Source organism: Kitasatospora sp. NPDC002965, assembly GCF_040611255.1.
In the GTDB taxonomy this organism is placed as follows: domain Bacteria; phylum Actinomycetota; class Actinomycetes; order Streptomycetales; family Streptomycetaceae; genus Kitasatospora.
Genome location: NZ_JBEXNT010000158.1, coordinates 1 through 20,466, shown reverse-complemented (window position 1 = coordinate 20,466; position 20,466 = coordinate 1). Strand labels below are relative to the sequence as shown.

Below are 20,466 nucleotides of genomic sequence, written 5' to 3'. Positions count from 1 at the left end.
GTCGGGGTGCGGGGTGCGGTGCCGCGTGTTCCGTGGTTCTCGACGGTGACGGGGGAGCGGGTCACGGAGCCGGTGGACGCGGCCTACTGGTGGTCCAACCTGCGCGACCAGGTCCGCTTCGGGCCGGTCGTGGAGAAGCTGGCGGGGGAGGGTTTCCGGCTGTTCGCGGAGGTGTCGGGGCACCCGGTGCTCACCGTGGCGCTGGAGCAGTGCGCTCCGGACGCCGGGGTGTGGGGGACGCTGCGCCGGGGCGAGGACGGCCCGGCCGGGCAGATCCGCGCGCTCGGCGAGGCGTGGGTCCGCGGCGCCGAGGTCGACTGGCGGGCCTGGCCCACCGACGGCCGCCGCCTGCCCGACCTGCCGACCTACCCCTTCCAGCGGCAGCACTACTGGCTCGCCTCCGAGCCCGGCACGGGCGACCTCGCCGGGGCCGGCCTGGACGGCACCGGCCACCCGCTGCTCGCGGCGGCCGTCCGGCTGCCCGACTCCGACACCGTCGTCTTCACCGGGCACCTCTCCCGGCGCACCCAGCCCTGGCTCGTCGACCACGACGTGCTCGGCACCGCCCTGGTCCCCGGCGCGGCACTGGTCGAACTGGTCCTCGCGGCCGGAGAGTTCACCGACGCCCCGGTCGTCGAGGAGCTCCTGCTCCAGGCCCCGCTGGCGCTGCCCGAGGCCGGCGGGGCGGACCTGCGCGTCACCGTCGCCGCGACCGGGCGGGAGGGCGGGGGCCGCACGGTCACCGTCCACTCCCGCCCCGACGGGGAACACCCCTGGACGACCCACGCCACCGGCACCCTCCGCCCGGCCGGCTCGGCACCGGTACCGCCGCCGGCTGACCCGCCGGCCGACCTGCCGTGGCCGCCGCGCGACGCCGAGCCGGTCGACGCCGAGACCCTCTACGCCGCGCTGGCGGACACCGGCCTGGTCTACGGTCCCGTGTTCCGGGGCCTGCGCCAGGTGTGGCGCCGTGACGGCGAGATCCTCGCCGAGGTCGCCCTCGGCACCGGGGGCGACGCCGACCCCGGCGGCTTCGGTCTCCACCCGGCGCTGTTCGACGCCTGCCTGCACGCGCTGGCCGCCGGTGGTCTGGTGCCCGGTGCGGACGGCGCGGCCCGGCTGCCGTTCGTCTTCAACGGCGTCCGCCTGCACGCCGTCGGTGCCCGCTCCCTGCGGGTCCGGCTCACCGCGGGCGAGGGAGCCGAGACGGTCCGGCTGCACGCCGCCGACGAGGCGGGGCTCCCCGTCCTCGACGTCGACGCGCTCGCGGTCCGGCCGGTCACGGCCGACCGGACCGGCGCCGCACCCGACGCCCCGCTCTACACGCTGGACTGGACGGACGCCGGCGTGCCGGCGGGCGCGGCGGGCGCGCTGCCCACGATCACGCTCGGCGACGCGCTCCCCGCCGACCCCGGCGAGGTCCTGGTGCTGGACTGCACCGCGACCGCCCCCGCCCCGGGCGCCGACCCCGCGACCACCGCAGACCCGGGCGCCGCCCCGGACGCCGACGCGGTGCGCAGCCGCACCGGACAGCTGCTGGAGACCCTCCAGCGGTTCCTCGGCGACGAACGCCGGTCCGACACCCACCTGGTCGTGCACACCGACGGCGCGATCGCCGCGGACCCCGGGGACGCCGTGCCCGGACTGCTCTCGGCGGCCGTCTGGGGGCTGGTCCGCTCCGCACAGAACGAGCACCCCGGCCGCCTCACCGTCGTCGACGCCCCGACCGCGGACCGGATCCCGGACGTGCTCGCCGCCGGACACCCCCAGGCGGCGGTGCGCGGCGACCGGATCGTGGTGCCCCGGATCGTCCGGCACGCCGGACCGGACGGCGAACTCCCCGACCTGACCGCCGGCACGGTGGTGGTCACCGGCGCCACCGGCACGCTCGGCCGCCTGATCGCCCGTCACCTGGTCGCCGCCCACGGGGTCCGCGACCTGCTGCTGCTGTCCCGCTCCGGCGGCAGCCTCGACCTCGACGGTGCGCAGGTGCGCGCGGTCGCCTGCGACGTCACCGACCGGGCGGCCGTCGAGGCCGCGCTGAGCGGCGTGCCGGTCACCGCCGTCGTCCACACCGCCGGGGTGCTCGACGACGGGCTGCTGGCCGACCTCACCCCCGACCGGCTGGACGCCGTCCTGCGCCCCAAGACGGACGCCGTCCGCAACCTGCACGAGGCCACGGCCGGCCGGCCGCTCGCCGCGTTCGTGCTGTTCTCCTCGGCCGCCGGCGTCCTCGGCAACGCCGGGCAGGCCAACTACGCCGCCGCCAACACGTTCACCGACGCGTTCGCGGCCTTCCGGCGGGCCCGGGGCCTGCCGGCGACCTCGCTGGCCTGGGGCCTGTGGGACACCGACGAGGGCATGGCCGGCAACCTCACCGGCGCCGACCGGCGCCGGCTGCGGCGCGGCGGCATCCTGCCGCTGGAGGTCGGGCAGGGCCTGGCGCTGTTCGACGCGGCCCTGCGCGCCGACACCGCGCTGGCCGTGCCGGTCGCGCTGAGCCTGCCCGCGCTGCGGACCACCGCCGAGGGCGGCCTGCTCCCGCCCGTCCTGTCCGGGCTGGTCCGGACCGGCCCGCGCCGGGCCGCCACCGCCGACGGCCCGGGCACGTTCGCCCGGCGGCTCGCCGGCCTGCCCGAGGCGGAGCGCGAGCAGACCGCCACCGAACTGGTCCGCGGCACGATCGCCGCCGTCCTGGGGTTCGCCGCGGGCAGCGCGATCGACGGCAACCGGGCGCTGCGCGAGCTGGGCTTCGACTCGCTGACCGCGGTCGAGCTGCGCAACCGCCTGCAGCCCGCCACCGGCCTGACGCTGCCGGCGACGCTCGCGTTCGACTACCCCAACGCCCGTGCCATCGCCCGCTACCTGCTCGACCGGGCGCTCGGTTCCGACCGGACGGCGGACGCGGCGCCGGAGCGGACCGGCCCGGTGCGCACCGACGAGCCGATCGCCGTCATCGGCATGGCCTGCCGCTTCCCCGGCGGGGTGCGCACCCCCGAGGACCTCTGGCAGCTGCTGCGCGACGGCGGCGACGCGATCTCCGGCTTCCCCACCGACCGCGGCTGGGACTTCGGCGGCTACCACTTCACCCGGCAGGGCGGCTTCCTGCACGACGCCGGCGAGTTCGACGCCGGCCTGTTCGGCATCTCCCCGCGCGAGGCCCTCGCGATGGACCCGCAGCAGCGGCTGCTGCTGGAGACCTCGTGGGAGGCGTTCGAACGTGCCGGCCTCGACCCGACCGGGCTGCGCGGCTCCCGGACCGGTGTCTTCACCGGCCTGATGTACCACGACTACGGCACCGGCCTGTCGACGCTGCCCGAGGGCGTCGAGGGCTACCGCGCGACCGGTGTCTCCGGCAGCGTGGCGTCCGGCCGCGTCTCCTACGTCTTCGGTCTGGAGGGCCCGGCGCTCACCGTCGACACCGCCTGCTCCTCCTCGCTGGTCGCGCTGCACCTGGCCGCGGAGTCCCTGCGCCGGGGCGAGTGCGAACTCGCGCTGGCCGGCGGCGTCTCGGTGATGGCGAACCCCAGCACCTTCGTCGAGGTCGCCCGGCAGGGCGGTTCGGCCGCCGACGGCCGGTGCAAGCCGTTCTCCGCCGCCGCCGACGGGGCCACCTGGTCGGAGGGGGCGGGCGTGCTGCTGGTCGCGCGCCTCTCCGACGCCCTGCGCCTGGGCCACCCCGTGCTGGCGGTCGTCCGGGGCACGGCGGTCAACCAGGACGGCGCCTCGAACGGCCTGACCGCGCCCAACGGCCCCTCCCAGCAGCGGGTCATCCGGGCCGCGCTGGCCAACGCCGGTCTGACGCCGCAGGACGTCGACGCGGTCGAGGCGCACGGCACCGGCACCCGGCTGGGCGACCCGATCGAGGCCCAGGCCCTGCTGGCCACGTACGGCCAGGACCGCGACGGCGACGCGCCGCTCTGGCTCGGCTCGGTGAAGTCCAACCTCGGCCACACCCAGGCCGCCGCCGGCGTCGCCGGACTGATCAAGATGATCCTCTCGCTCGACCACGGGCTGCTGCCCCGCAGCCTGCACATCGACGCCCCCTCCCCGCACATCGACTGGGAGTCCGGCGCCGTCGCGCTGCTGGACGCTGAGCGGTCCTGGCCCGAGACCGGCCGGCCGCGCCGCGCCGCCGTCTCCTCCTTCGGCATCAGCGGCACCAACGCCCACGTCGTACTGGAGCAGGCGCCGTCCGTGCCGCCCGCGCCGGAGAACCCGGAGCTGCCGGTCGTCCCGCTGCTGCTCTCCGGCCGCGACCGGGGCGTGCCGGCCGCGCAGGCCCGCCGACTGGCCGCGTTCCTGCGCGAGCGGCCCGGCCTGCCGCTGACCGACGTCGCGCACACCCTCGCCGGCCGGGCCCGGCTGGAGCACCGCGCCGTCGCGCTGGACGGACCCGCGCTGGCCGCGCTGGCCGACGGGCGGCCCGCGGCCGGGGTCGTCGCCGGAGTGGCCGGGCCCCCCGGCGGCGTGGTCCTCGTCTTCCCCGGCCAGGGCGGCCAGTGGGAGGGCATGGCCGCGGGGCTGCTGGAGAGCTCCCCGGCCTTCGCCACCCGCCTGCGCGAGTGCGACGCCGCCCTCGGCGCCTACCTGGACTGGTCGGTGGAGGCGGTGCTCCGCCAGGAGCCGGGGACCCCGCCGCTCGGCCGGCTCGACGTCGTCCAGCCGGTGCTGTTCTCCGTGATGGTCTCGCTGGCGGCCTGGTGGGACGCGCACGGCGTCACCCCGGCGGCGGTCGTCGGGCACTCCCAGGGCGAGATCGCGGCGGCCTGCGTCGCCGGTGCGCTCACCCTCGCCGACGCGGCCAGGATCGTCGCGCTGCGCAGCCGGGAGCTGATGGCGATCGCCGGCGCCGGCGCCATGCTCTCGGTCGCCGCGGCCGAGGCCGACGTGGCCGCCCGGATCGCCGAGTACGAGGACGGCCGGGGGCGGATCCGGCTGGAGATCGCCGCGGTGAACGGACCGGCCTCGGTGATCGTGGCCGGCGAGTCCGACGCGGTCGACGAGCTGGCCGCCCGCTACGAGGCGGAGGGCGTGCGGGCACGCCGGGTCAAGTCCAGTGCCGCCGGCCACTCCGTCCAGGTCGAGGTCCTCCGTGACCGCGTGCTGGAGGGGCTCGCCCCGGTGCGCATCGGCGCCGGCCGGGTGCCCTGGTACTCGACCGTCCGGGCCGAGCCCATGACGCCCGAGGACGGCGCCGACTACTGGTACGACAACCTGCGGCAGCCGGTCCGGTTCGCCGCGACCGTGGGGCGCCTGCTCGCCGACGGCTACCGGCACTTCGTCGAGGTCAGCCCGCACCCGGTGCTCACCGCCAGCATCCAGGACGTCGCCGGTCCGGGCGAGGCGGCCGTGGCCGGCACGCTCCGCCGTGACGAGGACGGTCCCGGCCGCCAGGTCCGGACCCTCGCCGAGGCGTGGGTGGCCGGCGTGCCGGTCGACTGGGCCGCGTTGCTCGCCGGAGGCCGCCGGGCGCCCGGGGTCCCCACCTACGCGTTCCAGCACCAGCGCTACTGGCTGGCCGACGAGCCCGGCGTGGCCGCCGACGACCCGGACGACGAGTTCTGGAACGCGGTCGAGACGGCGGACGCGGCGCTGCTCGGCAAGACCCTGGGCGTCGATCCCGGCGCCCTCACGCCCGTGCTGCCCGCGCTCGCCGGCTGGCGCCGCGGTCGCCAGGAGCGCTCGCAGCTGGACGCCTGGCGGTTCCGGATCGCGTTCAGGTCCCTGCCGGAGCCGGAGCCGGGTCGGCTGTCGGGCACCTGGCTGGTCCTCCACCCGGCCGACGTCGACCCCGGCGAGGTGACGGAGCTGCTGGCCGCCGCCGGCGCCGAGGTCGAGCACAGCACGGCCGTCGACCGGGCGACCCTGGCCGCCGGGCCCTACCGGGGCGTCGTGTCGCTGCTGGCGCTCGGCGACGACGACGAGCGGGGGCTCCTCGACACGCTCGCGCTGTTCCGGGAGATCGGCGGCGTGGACACCGCGCTGTGGATCCTCACCCGGGGCGCGGTCGCCGCCGTCCCCGGCGACCCGGCGCCCCGGCTCGCCCCCGCGCAGGTCTGGGCGCTGGCCCGCACCTTCGCCCTGGAGCACCCGGAGGCCTGGGGCGGCGTGCTCGACCTGCCCGCCACGCTGGACGCCCGCTCCGCGGGCCGGACGGCGGCCGTCCTCGCCGGCCTCGACGACGAGGACCAGGTGGCCGTCCGCACCGGCGGTGTGCTGGCCCGCCGCCTGCTGCCCGCGCCGGCCGACCCGGCCGCACCGCTGTGGGAGCCGCGCGGCACCGTGCTGATCACCGGGGGCACCGGCGCGCTCGGCGCGCACGTGGCCCGGTGGGCCGCCGGGTCCGGCGCCGACCACGTCGTGCTCACCAGCCGCCGGGGCGAGGCCGCCCCCGGCGCCGTGGACCTGCGCGAGGAGCTGACCGCGCTCGGCGCGCGGGTGACCGTCGCCGCCTGCGACACCGCCGACCGGACGCAGGTCGCCGAGCTGCTGGCCGGTCTGCCCGGGCCGGTCACCGCCCTGGTCCACGCCGCCGGCACGCTCAGCCCCGGCCTGCTCGCCGACGCGACCGCGGCCGAGCTGGCGGAGGTGAGCTCCGGCAAGGTCGAGGGCGCGGTCCACCTGCTCGACCTGCTCGACCCGGCGCACCTGGAGCAGGCGGTGCTGTTCTCGTCCAACTCGGGCGTCTGGGGCAGCGCCCGCCAGGGCACCTACGGCGCGGCCAACGCCGCCCTCGACGTGCTGGCCGAGCAGGCCCGCGAGCGTGGCCTGCCGGTCACCTCGGTGGCCTGGGGGCTGTGGGACGGCGGCGGGATGGCCGAGGCGACCGGAGGCGAGGAGTACATGCGCCGGCGCGGCTTCCGGGGCATGTCCCCCGAGGCCGCGATCACCGCGATGCGGCAGGCCGCCGGGGCGGGGGAGACCTTCCTCGCGGTCGCCGACGTCGACTGGTCGGTCTTCGCCCCGGCCTTCGGCTTCGCGAGGTCCCGCCCGCTGATCGCCGACCTGCCGGACGTCCGGGCCCTGCGGGCGACCGCCGAGGCCGCCCCGCCGGCCGACGCCGGTGCGGCGCTGCGCGAGCAGCTGGCCGCCGCACCCCCGCACGAGCACGAGCAGATCGCGCTCGACCTGGTGCGCGGCCACGCCGCCGCCGTCCTCGGGCACGACGGCCCGGACGCGGTCGAGGCCCGCCGCCCGTTCAAGGAGTTCGGGTTCGACTCGCTGACCGCGGTCGATCTGCGCAACCGGCTGACCGCCGCCACCGGCCTGTCCCTGCCGGCGACGCTGGTCTTCGACCGGCCGACCCCGGCAGCGGTGGCCGGACTGCTGCTGGAGGGCCTGGTGACGGGCGGCGGCGCGACCCCGGAGAGCGTGCTGGCCACCATCGACCAGCTGACCGAGGCACTGACGGCCACCGCGGACGACACCGCGCTGCGCCTGCGGGTCGCCATGCGGCTGCGCGGTCTGCTCGCGGGCCTCGACGAGGACGCCGGCCCGGCGGAGGACGGCGCGGAGTCGGTGAGTGACCGGCTGGAGGCGGCCAGCGCCGACGAGGTCTTCCGGTTCATCGACGAGCTCGGCGTGTCGTAGCGCGGGCGTGCGGCGGGGCCTCCGGACGGGAAACCGGGGGACGCCGCCGGACGTGTCACGGGCCGCGCCCCCCGGAACTCCGGGGGGCGCGGCCCGCGCGCGCGTCCGGGGTCGGGCCCGCACCCCGGCTCCCGGGCACCCCGGCTCCCGGGCACCCCGGTCCCGGCAGGGGAGGGGTAGGGGTAGGCCGCCGCCCGGGAGGCGGCCTACGTTCGGCCCAGGCTGGCAGGAGTGCGGACACGCGCTTCGGCGGTCCCCCGCATCGCTTCCCCGCGCTCCGCGCGAACCGAACTTGGTGAGGCCTGAGTTGGTGGCTCAAGAGAAGCTCCTCGACTATCTCAAGCGGGTCACGGCGGATCTGCACCAGACCCGTGAGCGGCTCCACAAGGCTGAGTCCGCCGATCGGGAGCCGATCGCGATCGTGGCCATGAGCTGCCGCTACCCGGCCGGCGTCCGCAGCCCCGACGACCTGTGGCGGCTGGTGAACGCCGGCGCCGACGCCATCGGCCGCCCGCCCGCGGACCGCGGCTGGGACCTCGACGACGCCTACGACGAGGGCTCCGGGACCACCGACGGGCGGTCCTCCGAGGGCGGCTTCCTGGACGGGGCCGGCGAGTTCGACGCGGCGTTCTTCGACATCAGCCCGCGCGAGGCGCTGTCGATGGACCCGCAGCAGCGGCAGGTGCTCGAAGCGTCCTGGGAGGCCCTGGAGCGGGCGGGGGTGGACCCGACCACGCTGCGCGGCAGTCGTACCGGTGTGTTCATCGGCTCCAACACGCAGGACTACGTCCGGCTCATCGGCGGCAGCGTGCAGGCGGCCGAGGGCTTCCTGATCACCGGCACCACCGCGGCCGTCCTCTCCGGCCGGGTGTCCTACACGCTCGGCCTCGAAGGCCCCGCCGTCACGATCGACACCGCCTGCTCCTCGTCGCTGGTCGCCATCCACCTCGCCGCGCAGGCCCTGCGCGCCGACGAGTGCACGATGGCGCTGGCCGGCGGTGTGACCGTGATGGCCACCCCGGGCGCGTTCACCGAGTTCGGCCGCCAGCGCGGTCTGGCCGCCGACGGCCGCTGCAAGGCGTTCTCCGCCGAGGCCGACGGCATCGGGCTCTCCGAGGGCGTCGGCCTGCTGCTGCTGGAGCGGCTCTCCCGAGCCCGGCGGCTCGGCCACCCCGTCGTCGGCGTCATCCGCGGCAGCGCCGTCAACCAGGACGGTGCCAGCAACGGCATCGCCGCTCCCAACGGCCCCTCTCAGCAGCGCGTCATCCGGCAGGCGCTGGCCAACGCCGGGCTCTCGGTCGACGACGTCGACCTGATCGAGGCGCACGGCACCGGCACCCGGCTGGGCGACCCGATCGAGGCCCAGGCCGTGCTCGCCACCTACGGGCAGGACCGCACCGCCGGCCGCCCGGCCCGGCTGGGCTCGGTCAAGTCGAACATCGGCCACACCCAGGCCGCCGCGGGCGTCGCCGGTGTGATGAAGGCCGTGCTGGCGATGCGGCACGAGACCATGCCGAAGTCGCTGCACCTGGACGAGCCCAGCCCGCACGTCGACTGGGCGGCCGGCGACGTCGAACTGCTCACCGAGGCCCTCCCCTGGCCCCGCCGGGACACCCCCCGCCGGGCCGGTGTCTCCTCGTTCGGGGTCAGCGGCACCAACGTCCACATGATCATCGAGGAGCCGCCCGCGCCGACCGCGGCCGGGACCGGCGCGGACGGCGCGGACGGCACGGACGGGGCCGGCGCGGCCGCGGAGCAGCCGGCCCCGGCCGGGCCGGCCCCGCTGCTGCCGGCCCCCGTGGTGCTGTCCGCCCGGGACGCCGACGCCCTGCGCGCGCAGGCCCGGCAGCTCTACACCTTCGTCGAGGACCGGCCCCGGGTGCGGATCGCCGACCTGGGTCACGCCCTGGCGACCGGCCGCGCCGCGCTGGAGCACCGCGCCGTGCTGCTCGCCGACGACCGGGAGTCGCTCCTGAGCGGCCTCGCCGCCCTCGCCGTCGGCGAGCCCGGCGCCGGCCTGGTCACCGGCGAGCCGGCCGAGGGCAAGCTCGCCTTCCTCTTCACCGGCCAGGGCGCCCAGCGGACCGCCATGGGCCGCCGGCTCGCCGAGCGGTTCCCCCGGTACGCGGAGGCGTTCGACACCGTCGCCGCCGCCCTCGACCGCCACCTCGTCCGGCAGCCCGGGGACCTCCCGCTGCGGGACGTCCTCGACAGCGACCTCCTGCACCGGACCGGCTACGCCCAGCCGGCGCTGTTCGCCGTCGAGGTCGCCCTGCTGGAGACCGTCCGCGGCCTCGGCCTGGAGCCCGAGATCGTCGCCGGCCACTCGGTCGGCGAGATCGCCGCCGCCCACGCCGCCGGCGTGCTCTCCCTGGACGACGCCGCCGCCCTGGTCGTCGCCCGCGGCCGGCTGATGCAGGCGCTGCCGTCCGGCGGAGCCATGCTCGCCGTCCGCGCCACCGAGGACGCCGTCCGGGAGGCCGGCCCCGACGACCTCGACATCGCCGCCGTCAACGGTCCGTCCGCCGTCGTGCTCTCCGGCCCCGAGGCCGCGGTCGACCGGTTCGCCGAGAAGGCCCGCGCCGCCGGCTGGAAGACCAGCAGGCTCAACACCAGCCACGCGTTCCACTCCCGGCTGATGGAGCCGATGCTCGCCGAGTTCGGTGCGGTGGTCCGCGGCCTCGACTTCGCCGAACCCACCCTCGCGGCGGTGTCCGCCGTGACCGGCCGCCCGGTCGCCGTCGGCCAGTGGAGCGACCCGCAGTACTGGGTCGACCAGGTGTGCAGCCCCGTCCGGTTCGCCGACGCCGTCCGGGCGCTGGACGCCCTGGGCGCCGGCCGCTACCTGGAACTCGGCCCCGACACCGTGCTGGCCGCGATGGCCGCGGAGACGCTGCCGGACGCCGGGGCGTGCGTCGCCGCGCTGCACCGGGACCGCGACGAGGTCACCGCGTTCCTCACCGCCCTGGCCAGGATCCACGCTGCGGGCTCCGCCGTGACCTGGTCGGCCCTGCACCCCGTGCGCCCCGCCGAGCCGCTCGACCTGCCCACCTACCCGTTCCGGCAGGAGCTGTACTGGCCCTCACCGGCCGACCTGGTCACCGTCGACGCCGCCGGACTGGGGCTGACCGCGACCGGACACCCGCTGCTCGGCGCGGTGCTGACCCTCGCCGACGGCGACGGCAGCGTCTTCACCGGGCGGATCGCCGTCCAGACCCACCCCTGGCTCGCCGACCACGCCGTGCTCGGCACCGCCGTCCTGCCCGGCACCGCGATGGTCGAACTCGCGCTGCGGGCCGGCGAACAGGTCGACACGCCGGTGCTGGAGGAACTCACCGTCCAGGCCGCGCTCACCGTCCCCGCGTCCGGGGGCGTCGCGCTGCAGGTCGTCACCGGCGCCGCCGACGAGAGCGGCCGGCGTACCGTCGGCGTCCACTCCCGCCGCGAGGACGCGCTGCCCGACGAGCCGTGGACGCTGCACGCCACCGGGTACCTCGCCCCCGCCGGCCCGCAGACCCCGCCGGACGACCTGGACGTCTGGCCGCCGGCCGGCGCCACCCGCCTGCCGGTCGACGGCTTCTACGAACGGCTGTCCGGCGCCGGCTTCGGCTACGGGCCGGCGTTCCAGGGCCTGACCGCCGCCTGGCGGCTCGGCGACGACGTCTACGCCGAGGTGACCCTGCCGGAGTCCGAGACCGGCCAGGCCGCCCGCTTCCAGCTCCACCCCGCCCTGCTGGACGCCGCGATGCACGGCGTGGCCCTCGCCGGGGCCGGCGCCGACGGCTCGGCCCGGATGGCGTTCGCCTTCACCGACCTCACCGTGCACGCCGTCGGCGCCACCGCCCTGCGCGTCCGGCTCACCCCGTCCGGCACCGACCGGGTCGCGCTCCTCGCCGCGGACGGCACCGGCGCCCCCGTCGTGACCATCGGCTCGATGGTCATGCGGCCGGTCGCCACCGGCCCGCTCGCGGTCGGGCCGCGCCAGGCACCCCGCTCGCTGTTCGGCGTCGACTGGGTCGAACGCCGGCTGGAGGAGACCCCGGCCCCGACCGGCTGGGCCGCCCTCGGAGCCGTCCGGGACACCGGCCTGCCGCTGGCCGGCCCGGACGCCCCGGCCGACCCGCCGGCCGTCCTGCTGCTGGACTGCCCGCCCGGGCACGCCGACCACGACGACCCGGCAGGTCCGGCCGCCCGCGTCCGCACCGCCACCCGGCGGGTACTGGCCGCGCTCCAGGAGTGGATCGGCGACGAGCGGTACGCCGGGACCACGCTGGTCGTCACCACCACCGGCGCCGTCGCCGGCGGCCCCGGCGAGGAGCCCACCGACCTCGCGCACGCCGCCGTCTGGGGCCTGGTCCGCTCCGCCCAGTCCGAGTACCCGGCCAGGATCGTCCTGGCCGACGTCGACGGCAGCGCGGCGTCCTGGGCCGCCCTTCCCGCCCTGGTCGCCGCCGGTGACGTCCCGCAGGCCCTGGTCCGGGGCGGCGCCGTCGCCGCGCCCCGGCTGGCCCGCATCCTGCCCGACCCGACGATGACCCCGCCCGACGCGCCCGCCTGGCGGCTGGAGAAGGCCGCCGGCGGCGACACCCTGGACCAGCTGCGGCTGGTCGCCTGCCCCGCGCCCGAGAGTCCGCTGGAGCCGGGCATGGTGCGGGTCGCCGTCCGCGCCGCCGGCCTGAACTTCCGCGACGTGCTGATCGCCCTCGGCGTCCACCCCAGCGACAACCCGCTCGACCTCGGCAGCGAGGGCGCCGGCGTCGTCCTGGAGGTCGGCCCGGACGGGCCGGACCTCGCCCCGGGCGACCGGGTCATGGGCGCGTTCGCCGGGGGCTTCGGCCCGGTCGCGGTCACCGACGGGCGGCTCCTGGCCCGGATCCCGTCCGACTGGACGTTCGCCGAAGCCGCCGCCGTGCCGATGGCCTACCTCACCGCCTACTACGCGCTGGTCGACCTGGCCGACGTGCAACCCGGCGAGACCGTGCTGGTGCACGCCGGCGCCGGTGGCGTCGGCACCGCCGCGATCCAGATCGCCCGGCACCTCGGCGCCCGGGTCCTGGCCACCGCGAGCCCCGCCAAGTGGGACGCCCTGCGCGCCCTCGGCCTGCCCGACGAGGACATCGCCTCCTCCCGCACCACCGCGTTCGCCGCGGAGTTCGCCCGCGCCACCGGCGGCCGGGGCGCCGACGTCGTGCTCAACTCCCTGGCCAACGAGCTCATCGACGCGTCCCTGACCCTGCTGCCGGCCGGCGGCCGGTTCCTGGAGATGGGCAAGACCGACCTGCGCGACCCGGCCCGCCTCGCCGCCGACCACCCCGGCGTCCGCTACCGGCCGTTCGACCTCTTCGAGGCCGGCCCGGACCGGATCGGCGCGATGCTCACCGAGATCCTCGCGCTGTTCGACGCCGGCGAGCTGCGGCTGCCCCCGGTGCGCGCGTGGGACGTCCGGCAGGCCCGTGACGCGTTCCGCTTCGTCAGCCAGGCCAAGCACATCGGCAAGAACGTCCTGGTGATGCCCCACCAGGCCCGCGAGAGCGGGACCACGGTCGTCACCGGCGCCACCGGCACGCTCGGCCGGCTGCTCGTCCGCCACCTCGTGCACACCCGGGGCGTCCGTGACCTGCTGCTGCTCAGCCGCAGCGGCACCGACGCGCCCGGCGCCGCCGACCTGTGGTCCGAGCTGACCGACGCCGGCGCGAGGGTCCGGCTGGTCCGCTGCGACGTCGCCGACCGCACCGACCTCGACCGGGTGCTCGACGGCGTGGACGTCCGTGCCGTCGTGCACGTCGCGGGCGTCCTGGACGACACCGTGCTCACCGCACTGACCCCCGACCGGCTCGACGCGGTGCTCCGCGCCAAGGTCGACGCGGTGGTCAACCTGCACGAGGCCACCGCCGGCGCCGACCTCGACGCGTTCGTCCTGTACTCCTCGGTCGCCGGCCTGTTCGGCACCCCGGGACAGGGCAACTACGCCGCCGCCAACGCGTACCTCGACGCCTTCGCCGCCGCCCGCCGCAGCCGCGGCCTGCCCGGCACCTCGCTCGCCTGGGGCGCCTGGGACACCGACGCCGGCATGGCCCAGAACCTGTCGGAGGTCGACCGCCGGCGGCTCAGCCGCGGCGGCATCGCACCGCTGGCGGTCCCCGAGGCCCTCGGCCTGTTCGACACCGCCCTCGACTCCGAGCATCCGCTGCTGGTGCCGATCCGGATCGACCACACCGTGCTGCGCGCCCGCCAGGGCGACGCCGGCCTGCCCCCGCTGCTGCGCGGCATGGTCCGCGAGAACGTCCGGCGCGCCGCCACCGGCGCCACCGCCGCCTCCCTGCTCCAGCGCCTCGCCGAGCTGGCCCCCGCCGACCAGGACCGGCTGCTCCTCGACCTGGTCCGCACCCAGGTCGCCGCGGTGCTCGGCCACGGCTCCGGTGACGCCGTCCCGGCCGGCCGGGCCTTCAGCGAGCTGGGCTTCGACTCGCTGACCGCCGTCGAGCTGCGCAACCGGCTCAACGCCGCCACCGCGCTGCGCCTGCCGGCGACGCTCACCTTCGACTACCCGACCCCGCAGGCGCTGGTCGCCTTCCTGCGCGGCGAACTGGTCGGCGCGCTGGCGGAGCAGACCGGCCCGGCCACTGCCGTCACGTCCCGGCCCGCCGGGACCGACCTCGACGACCCCGTCGTCATCGTCGGCCTGGGCTGCCGCCTCCCCGGCGGGGCGGACACCCCCGAGGCGTTCTGGCGGCTGCTCGCCGACAGCCGGGACGGCGTCTCCGGCTTCCCCGACGACCGCGGCTGGGACCTCGATTCGCTCTACCACCCCGACCCGGACCACCCCGGCACCTCCTACGTCGACGAGGGCGGGTTCCTCGCCGGGGCCGGCCGGTTCGACGCCGGGTTCTTCGGCATCAGCCCGCGCGAGGCCGTCACCATGGACCCGCAGCAGCGACTGATGCTGGAGACCTCCTGGGAGGCGCTGGAGCGCGCCGGCATCGACCCGACCGCGCTGCGCGGCAGCCGGACCGGCGTGTTCGCCGGCGTCCTCTACAGCGACTACGGCACGCTGCTGCGCCAGGCCAGCGCCGGAGCCGAGGGCTACGCCGGGGCGGCCAGCGCCGGCAGCCTGGTCTCCGGCCGGGTCTCCTACACCTTCGGGTTCGAGGGCCCGGCGATCACCGTCGACACCGCCTGCTCCTCCTCCCTGGTCGCCCTGCACCTCGCCGCCCAGGCGCTGCGCTCCGGCGAGTGCGACCTCGCCCTGGCCGGTGGCGTCACCGTCATGGCGACCCCGGGCGCCTTCGTCGAGTTCAGCCGGCAGCGCGGCCTCGCCGCCGACGGCCGGTGCAAGGCCTTCGCCGCCGCCGGTGACGGCACCGGCTGGGGCGAGGGCGCGGGCGTCGTCCTGCTCGAACGGCTCTCCGACGCCCGCCGGGCCGGCCACCCGGTGCTCGCCGTGCTCCGCGGCAGCGCCGTCAACCAGGACGGTGCCAGCAACGGCATCACCGCGCCCAACGGCCCCTCCCAGCAGCGCGTCATCCGCCAGGCCCTCGCCACCGCCGGGCTGACCCCCGCCGGGGTCGACGCGGTCGAGGCCCACGGCACCGGCACCTCCCTCGGCGACCCGATCGAGGCCCAGGCGCTGCTGGCGACGTATGGCCAGGACCGGACCGGGGGCGTGCCGCTCTGGCTCGGCTCGGTCAAGTCGAACATCGGGCACACCCAGGCCGCGGCCGGCGTCGCCGGCGTCATCAAGATGGTGCTGGCCATGCACTACGGCGTGCTGCCCCGCACGCTGCACGTCGACCGGCCCTCCCCCCAGGTCGACTGGGCGGCCGGAGCGGTGGAGCTGCTCGCCGAGGGCCGTCCCTGGCCGCGCGCCGCGCACCCGCGCCGGGCCGGGGTCTCCTCGTTCGGCATCAGCGGCACCAACGCCCACATCATCCTCGAAGAGGCCCCCGCCGCCCCGGCGGAGGAGCCGCAGGCCGGCCGCCCGCTGCCCGTGGTGCCGCTGGTGCTCTCCGGGCACGACGCCGCCGGCCTGGCCGGCCAGGCCGCCCGGATGCTGGACTTCCTCGACACGCGCCCCACCGCGCGGCTGCTGGACGTCGGCCACTCGCTGGCCGGCCGGGCGGCGCTGCCGCACCGGGCGGTGGTGCTGGCACGCACCGGCGACCAGACCGTGACGGAGCTGCTCGACCTCGCCGACGGCGTGCGGAGCGGAGGCGTCGCCGCCGAGGGCCGGCTGGCGGTGGTGTTCACCGGTCAGGGGTCGCAGCGGGTCGGGATGGGCCGGGAGTTGTACGACACTTTCCCGGTGTTCGCGACCGCCTATGACGAGGCGTGCGAGGTGCTGGGGCTCACGCTGCACGGGCTGGATGCGGAGTCGCTGGACCGGACGGGTTCGGCGCAGCCGGCGATCTTCGCGGTGGAGGTGGCGCTGCTCGCCCTCGTGCGCTCGTGGGGGGTGACCCCGGACGTGGTCGCCGGTCACTCGGTCGGCGAGATCACCGCCGCCCACGCCGCCGGGGTCCTCACCCTGGCGGACGCGGCGAAGCTGGTGGCCGCCCGGGGCCGGTTGATGCAGGCGCTGCCCCCGGGTGGCGCGATGCTGGCGGTCGGGGCGTCGGAGGGGGAGGTGCGGGAGGCGTTCCCGGACATCGACCTGGCGGCGGTCAACGGCCCGGCCGCGGTGGTCGTGTCGGGCGCCGAGGGCGAGATCGTGCGGATCGCCGAACTCGCTGCCGAGCGGGGCTGGAAGACGTCCCGCCTGCGGACCAGTCACGCGTTCCACTCCCGCCTGATGGAGCCGATGCTCGACGAGTTCGCGGAGGTCGTCCGGAGCCTGCGGTTCGGTGCACCCCGCCTGGCCGCGGTCTCCACCGTCACTGGCGCCGCCGTCTCCGAGGGAGAGTGGTCGGACCCGGAGTACTGGGTCGACCAGGTCCGCCGCCCGGTCCGCTTCGCCGACGCCGTCACCGCCCTCGACGCCGACCGGGTCCTCGAACTCGGCCCCGACGGCGTCCTCACCGCACTCGTGCAGGACACCCGCCCCGAGCTGACCGCCGTCGCGGCCCTGCGCCGCGACCGCGAGGAGTCCGAGACGCTGCTCACCGCGCTCGGGCGGCTGTTCACGGCCGGCGTCGCGGTGGACTGGGCGGCGGTCTTCGCCGGTACCGGCGCGACCCGGCTCGAACTGCCCACCTACGCCTTCCAGCACGTCACCTACTGGCCCCGCCCGCGCCGCGGGCTGCACGTGACCGACCCGGCCGGCCTCGGCCTGGTCGGCACCGGCCACGCCCTGCTCGGCGCGGCGGTGGAACTGCCCGACTCGCCGACCACCGTGCTCACCGGCCGGCTCTCGGTGGCCACCCACCCCTGGCTCGCCGACCACGTCGTGCTCGACCGGGTCGTGGTGCCCGGTACCGCGCTGGTCGAGATGGCGCTCGCCGCCGGCGACCGGGCGGGCGCCCCGGCGCTGGAGGAACTGGTCCTGCAGACCCCGCTGACCCTGACGGCGGGCGGCGGCGTCCAGGTGCGCGTCACGGTCGCGGCCGGTGCGGACGACGGACGGCACCAGGTCACGCTGCACGCCCGTGCCGACGAGACCGAGCCGTGGACCGTCCACGCGACCGGTTCGCTCACCGCCCAGGGCGAGGAGCCGGCCGACCCCGGACTGGTCGTCTGGCCGCCGGCCGGAGCCGAGCCGGTACCGGTCGAGGACTTCTACCCGGCGCTGGCCGCCACCGGAATGGCCTACGGGCCCGCCTTCCGGGGCCTGCGCAAGGTCTGGCGGCACGGCGCGGAGGTGCTGGCCGAGGTCGGCACCGAGGAGGCGGTCGCCGGGTACGCGCTGCACCCGGCGCTCTTCGACGCCGCCCTGCACGCCGTCGGAGCCGGCGGGCTGCTGCCCGAGCACGGCGTCCGCCTGCCCTTCGAGTTCGCGGGCGTGCGGATCTCCGGCGAGGCCGGAACGGTCCTGCGGGTGCGGCTCACCCCCGGGACGCGCCCCGACAGCGTGCGGGTGGCACTGGCCGACGAGTCCGGCCTGCCGGTCGCCGAGGTCGAGCAGCTGACGCTCCGGCCGGTCTCCGGGGTCCAGCTCTCGGCCGCCGACCGGCTCCTCTACGGCGTGGAGTGGGTGCCGGAGGAGACCGAGGTGTCCGCGGAGCCCCGTGTCACGATCCCGCTCGGCGCCGCGCTGCCCGCCCCCGCCCCGGTGGTGACGGTCGACGCGACCGCGCCCGGCGCGGCGGGTGAGCGCGCAGCCGCCCTGCTCACCCTGCTGCAGACCTGGTTCGCCGACCCGGCCCGGGCCGACTCCCGGCTCGTCGTGCGGACGTCGGGCGCGGTCGGCGAGGAGATCACCGACGCCGACGGCGCCGCGCTGTGGGGTCTGGTGCGGTCGGCGCAGGCCGAACACCCGGACCGCATCCACCTGGTGGACGCGGCGGAGGAGCTGTTCGTCCCGCTGCCGGAGGCCCTGGTCCGTGACGGCGTCGTCCGCGTGCCGCGCCTGGCCCGGATCCGGGCGTCGGGCACGGCGGACCTCGGCGACGGCCTCGTGGTCGTCACCGGTGCCACCGGCACCCTCGGGCGACTGCTCGTCCGGCACCTGCTGCAGACGCACGGCGTCCGTGACCTGCTGCTGCTCTCCCGGTCCGGCGGGGCCGCCGACCCCGACCTCGACCTCGACGGCGTGACCGTACGGTCGGCCGCGTGCGACCTGGCCGACGCCGACGCCGTCGCCGAGGTCCTGCGGGACGAGCCGGTCACCGCGGTGATCCACGCCGCCGGCGTGCTCGACGACGCGCTCCTCGCCGACCTCACCCCGGAGCGGCTGCGGACGGTGTTCCGCGCCAAGGTGGACGCCGCCGCCAACCTGCGCGCCGCCACGGCCGACCGGCCCCTGACGGCGTTCGTGCTGTACTCCTCGGCCGCCGGCCTGTTCGGCGGTCCCGGCCAGGCCAACTACGCCGCCGCCAACGCCTTCCTGGACGCCTACGCCGCCGAACTGCGGTCGCAGGGCGTCCCGGCCACCTCGCTGGCCTGGGGCCTGTGGGACGCCGGGATGGGCAGCGGGCTCAGCGACGCCGAACGCGCGAGGGCCCGGCAGGGCGGCATCGTGCCGCTCGGTGCCGAGCAGGGCCTCGCCGCGTTCGACGCCGCGCTGGCCGCCGACCGCGCGGCCGTCGTGCCGCTCGGGCTCGACCTGGCCGCGCTGCGGTCCCGGCCCTGGGTGCCGCCGCTGCTGCGCGGGCTGGTGCCGGCGCCGGGACGGCCCGCGGCGGCCACGGCGGGCGGCGGGTTCGCCGCCCGCCTGGCCGGGCTGGCGGAGGCCGAACGCGAGCGGGTCGGCCTCGACCTGGTCCGCACACACGTGGCCGCGGTCCTCGGCCACGCCGACGGGTCGGCGGTCGCCGCGGACCTGCCGTTCAGCGAGCTGGGCTTCGACTCGCTGACCGCCGTCGAACTGCGCAACCGGCTCAACGCGGTGACCGGACTGCGGCTCTCCTCCACGCTGGTCTTCGACTACCCGAACGTCGTCGCACTCGCCGCGTACCTGGCCGACGAACTCGCCGGGGCGGTCGCGGCGGCGGCCCCGGTGGTGACCGCCGCGGTCGCCTCGGACGAGCCGATCGCGATCGTGGGGATGGCGTGCCGTTACCCCGGGGGCGTCGCCTCGCCGGAGGACCTGTGGGAGCTGGTGGCGTCCGGGCGGGACGGGATCGGGTTCTTCCCCGAGGACCGTGGCTGGGACGTGGAGAACCTGTACCACCCCGACCCTGACCACCCCGGTACGTCGTACACGCGTGAAGGTGGATTCCTCTACAGCGCGGGGGACTTCGACCCGGAGGTGTTCGGGATCTCGCCGCGCGAGGCGCTGGCGATGGACCCGCAGCACCGGCTGCTGCTGGAGACGTCGTGGGAGGCGTTCGAGCGGGCGGGTATCGATCCGCTGGGCCTGCGCGGTTCGCGGACCGGGGTGTTCGCGGGCGTGATGTACAACGACTACTCGATGGTGCTGGGGGCCTCGGACGACAGTGCCGAGGGCTTCATGGGCACCGGCGGGAGCATCGCGTCGGGCCGGGTGTCGTACACCTTCGGTCTGGAGGGTCCGGCGGTCACCGTCGACACGGCGTGCTCGTCCTCGCTGGTCGCCCTGCACCTGGCGGTGCAGGCGCTGCGCAGCGGGGAGTGTGACGCGGCGCTGGCCGGCGGCGTGACCGTCATGGGTACCCCGAACACCTTCGTCGGGTTCTCGCGGCAGCGCGGTCTCGCGGCCGACGGCCGGTGCAAGTCCTTCGCGGACGGCGCGGACGGCACCGGCTGGGGCGAGGGTGTCGGCATGCTGCTCGTGGAGCGGCTGGCCGATGCCGAGCGTCTGGGTCACCCGGTCCTCGCGGTGGTGCGGGGCAGTGCGGTGAACCAGGACGGTGCGTCCAACGGTCTGACCGCGCCGAACGGTCCGTCGCAGCAGCGGGTGATCCGCCAGGCGCTGGCCAACGCACGGCTCGGTACCGGCGACGTCGATGTGGTGGAGGCCCACGGGACGGGCACGCCGCTGGGCGACCCGATCGAGGCCCAGGCCCTCCTGGCGACGTACGGGCGCGACCGCTCCGGCGAGCCGCTGTGGCTGGGTTCGGTGAAGTCGAACCTCGGGCACACGCAGGCGGCGGCAGGTGTCGCGGGCATCATCAAGATGGTGCAGTCGATGCGCCACGGGATCCTCCCGGGCACGCTGCACGTGGACGAGCCGTCCTCGCAGGTGGACTGGTCCGCCGGTGCGGTGGAGCTGCTGACCGAGGCGCGCGACTGGCCCGCGACCGACCGGCCGCGCCGGGCCGGGGTGTCCTCGTTCGGCATCAGCGGCACCAACGCCCACGT

Annotated in this window: 2 protein-coding genes; both read left to right on the top strand. The window is 77.0% G+C overall.

Annotation, left to right across the window (positions count from 1 at the left end; all coding sequences use genetic code 11):
• Positions 1–18: 18 nt before the first annotated feature.
• Complete coding sequence (locus ABZY91_RS36835) at positions 19–7,593, top strand: type I polyketide synthase (RefSeq protein ID WP_355407949.1); 7,575 nt, start codon at positions 19–21, stop codon at positions 7,591–7,593.
• 310 nt (positions 7,594–7,903) lie between these two features.
• The coding region (locus ABZY91_RS36830) for an SDR family NAD(P)-dependent oxidoreductase (protein WP_355407947.1) at positions 7,904–20,466 on the top strand (12,563 nt) is incomplete at its 3' end.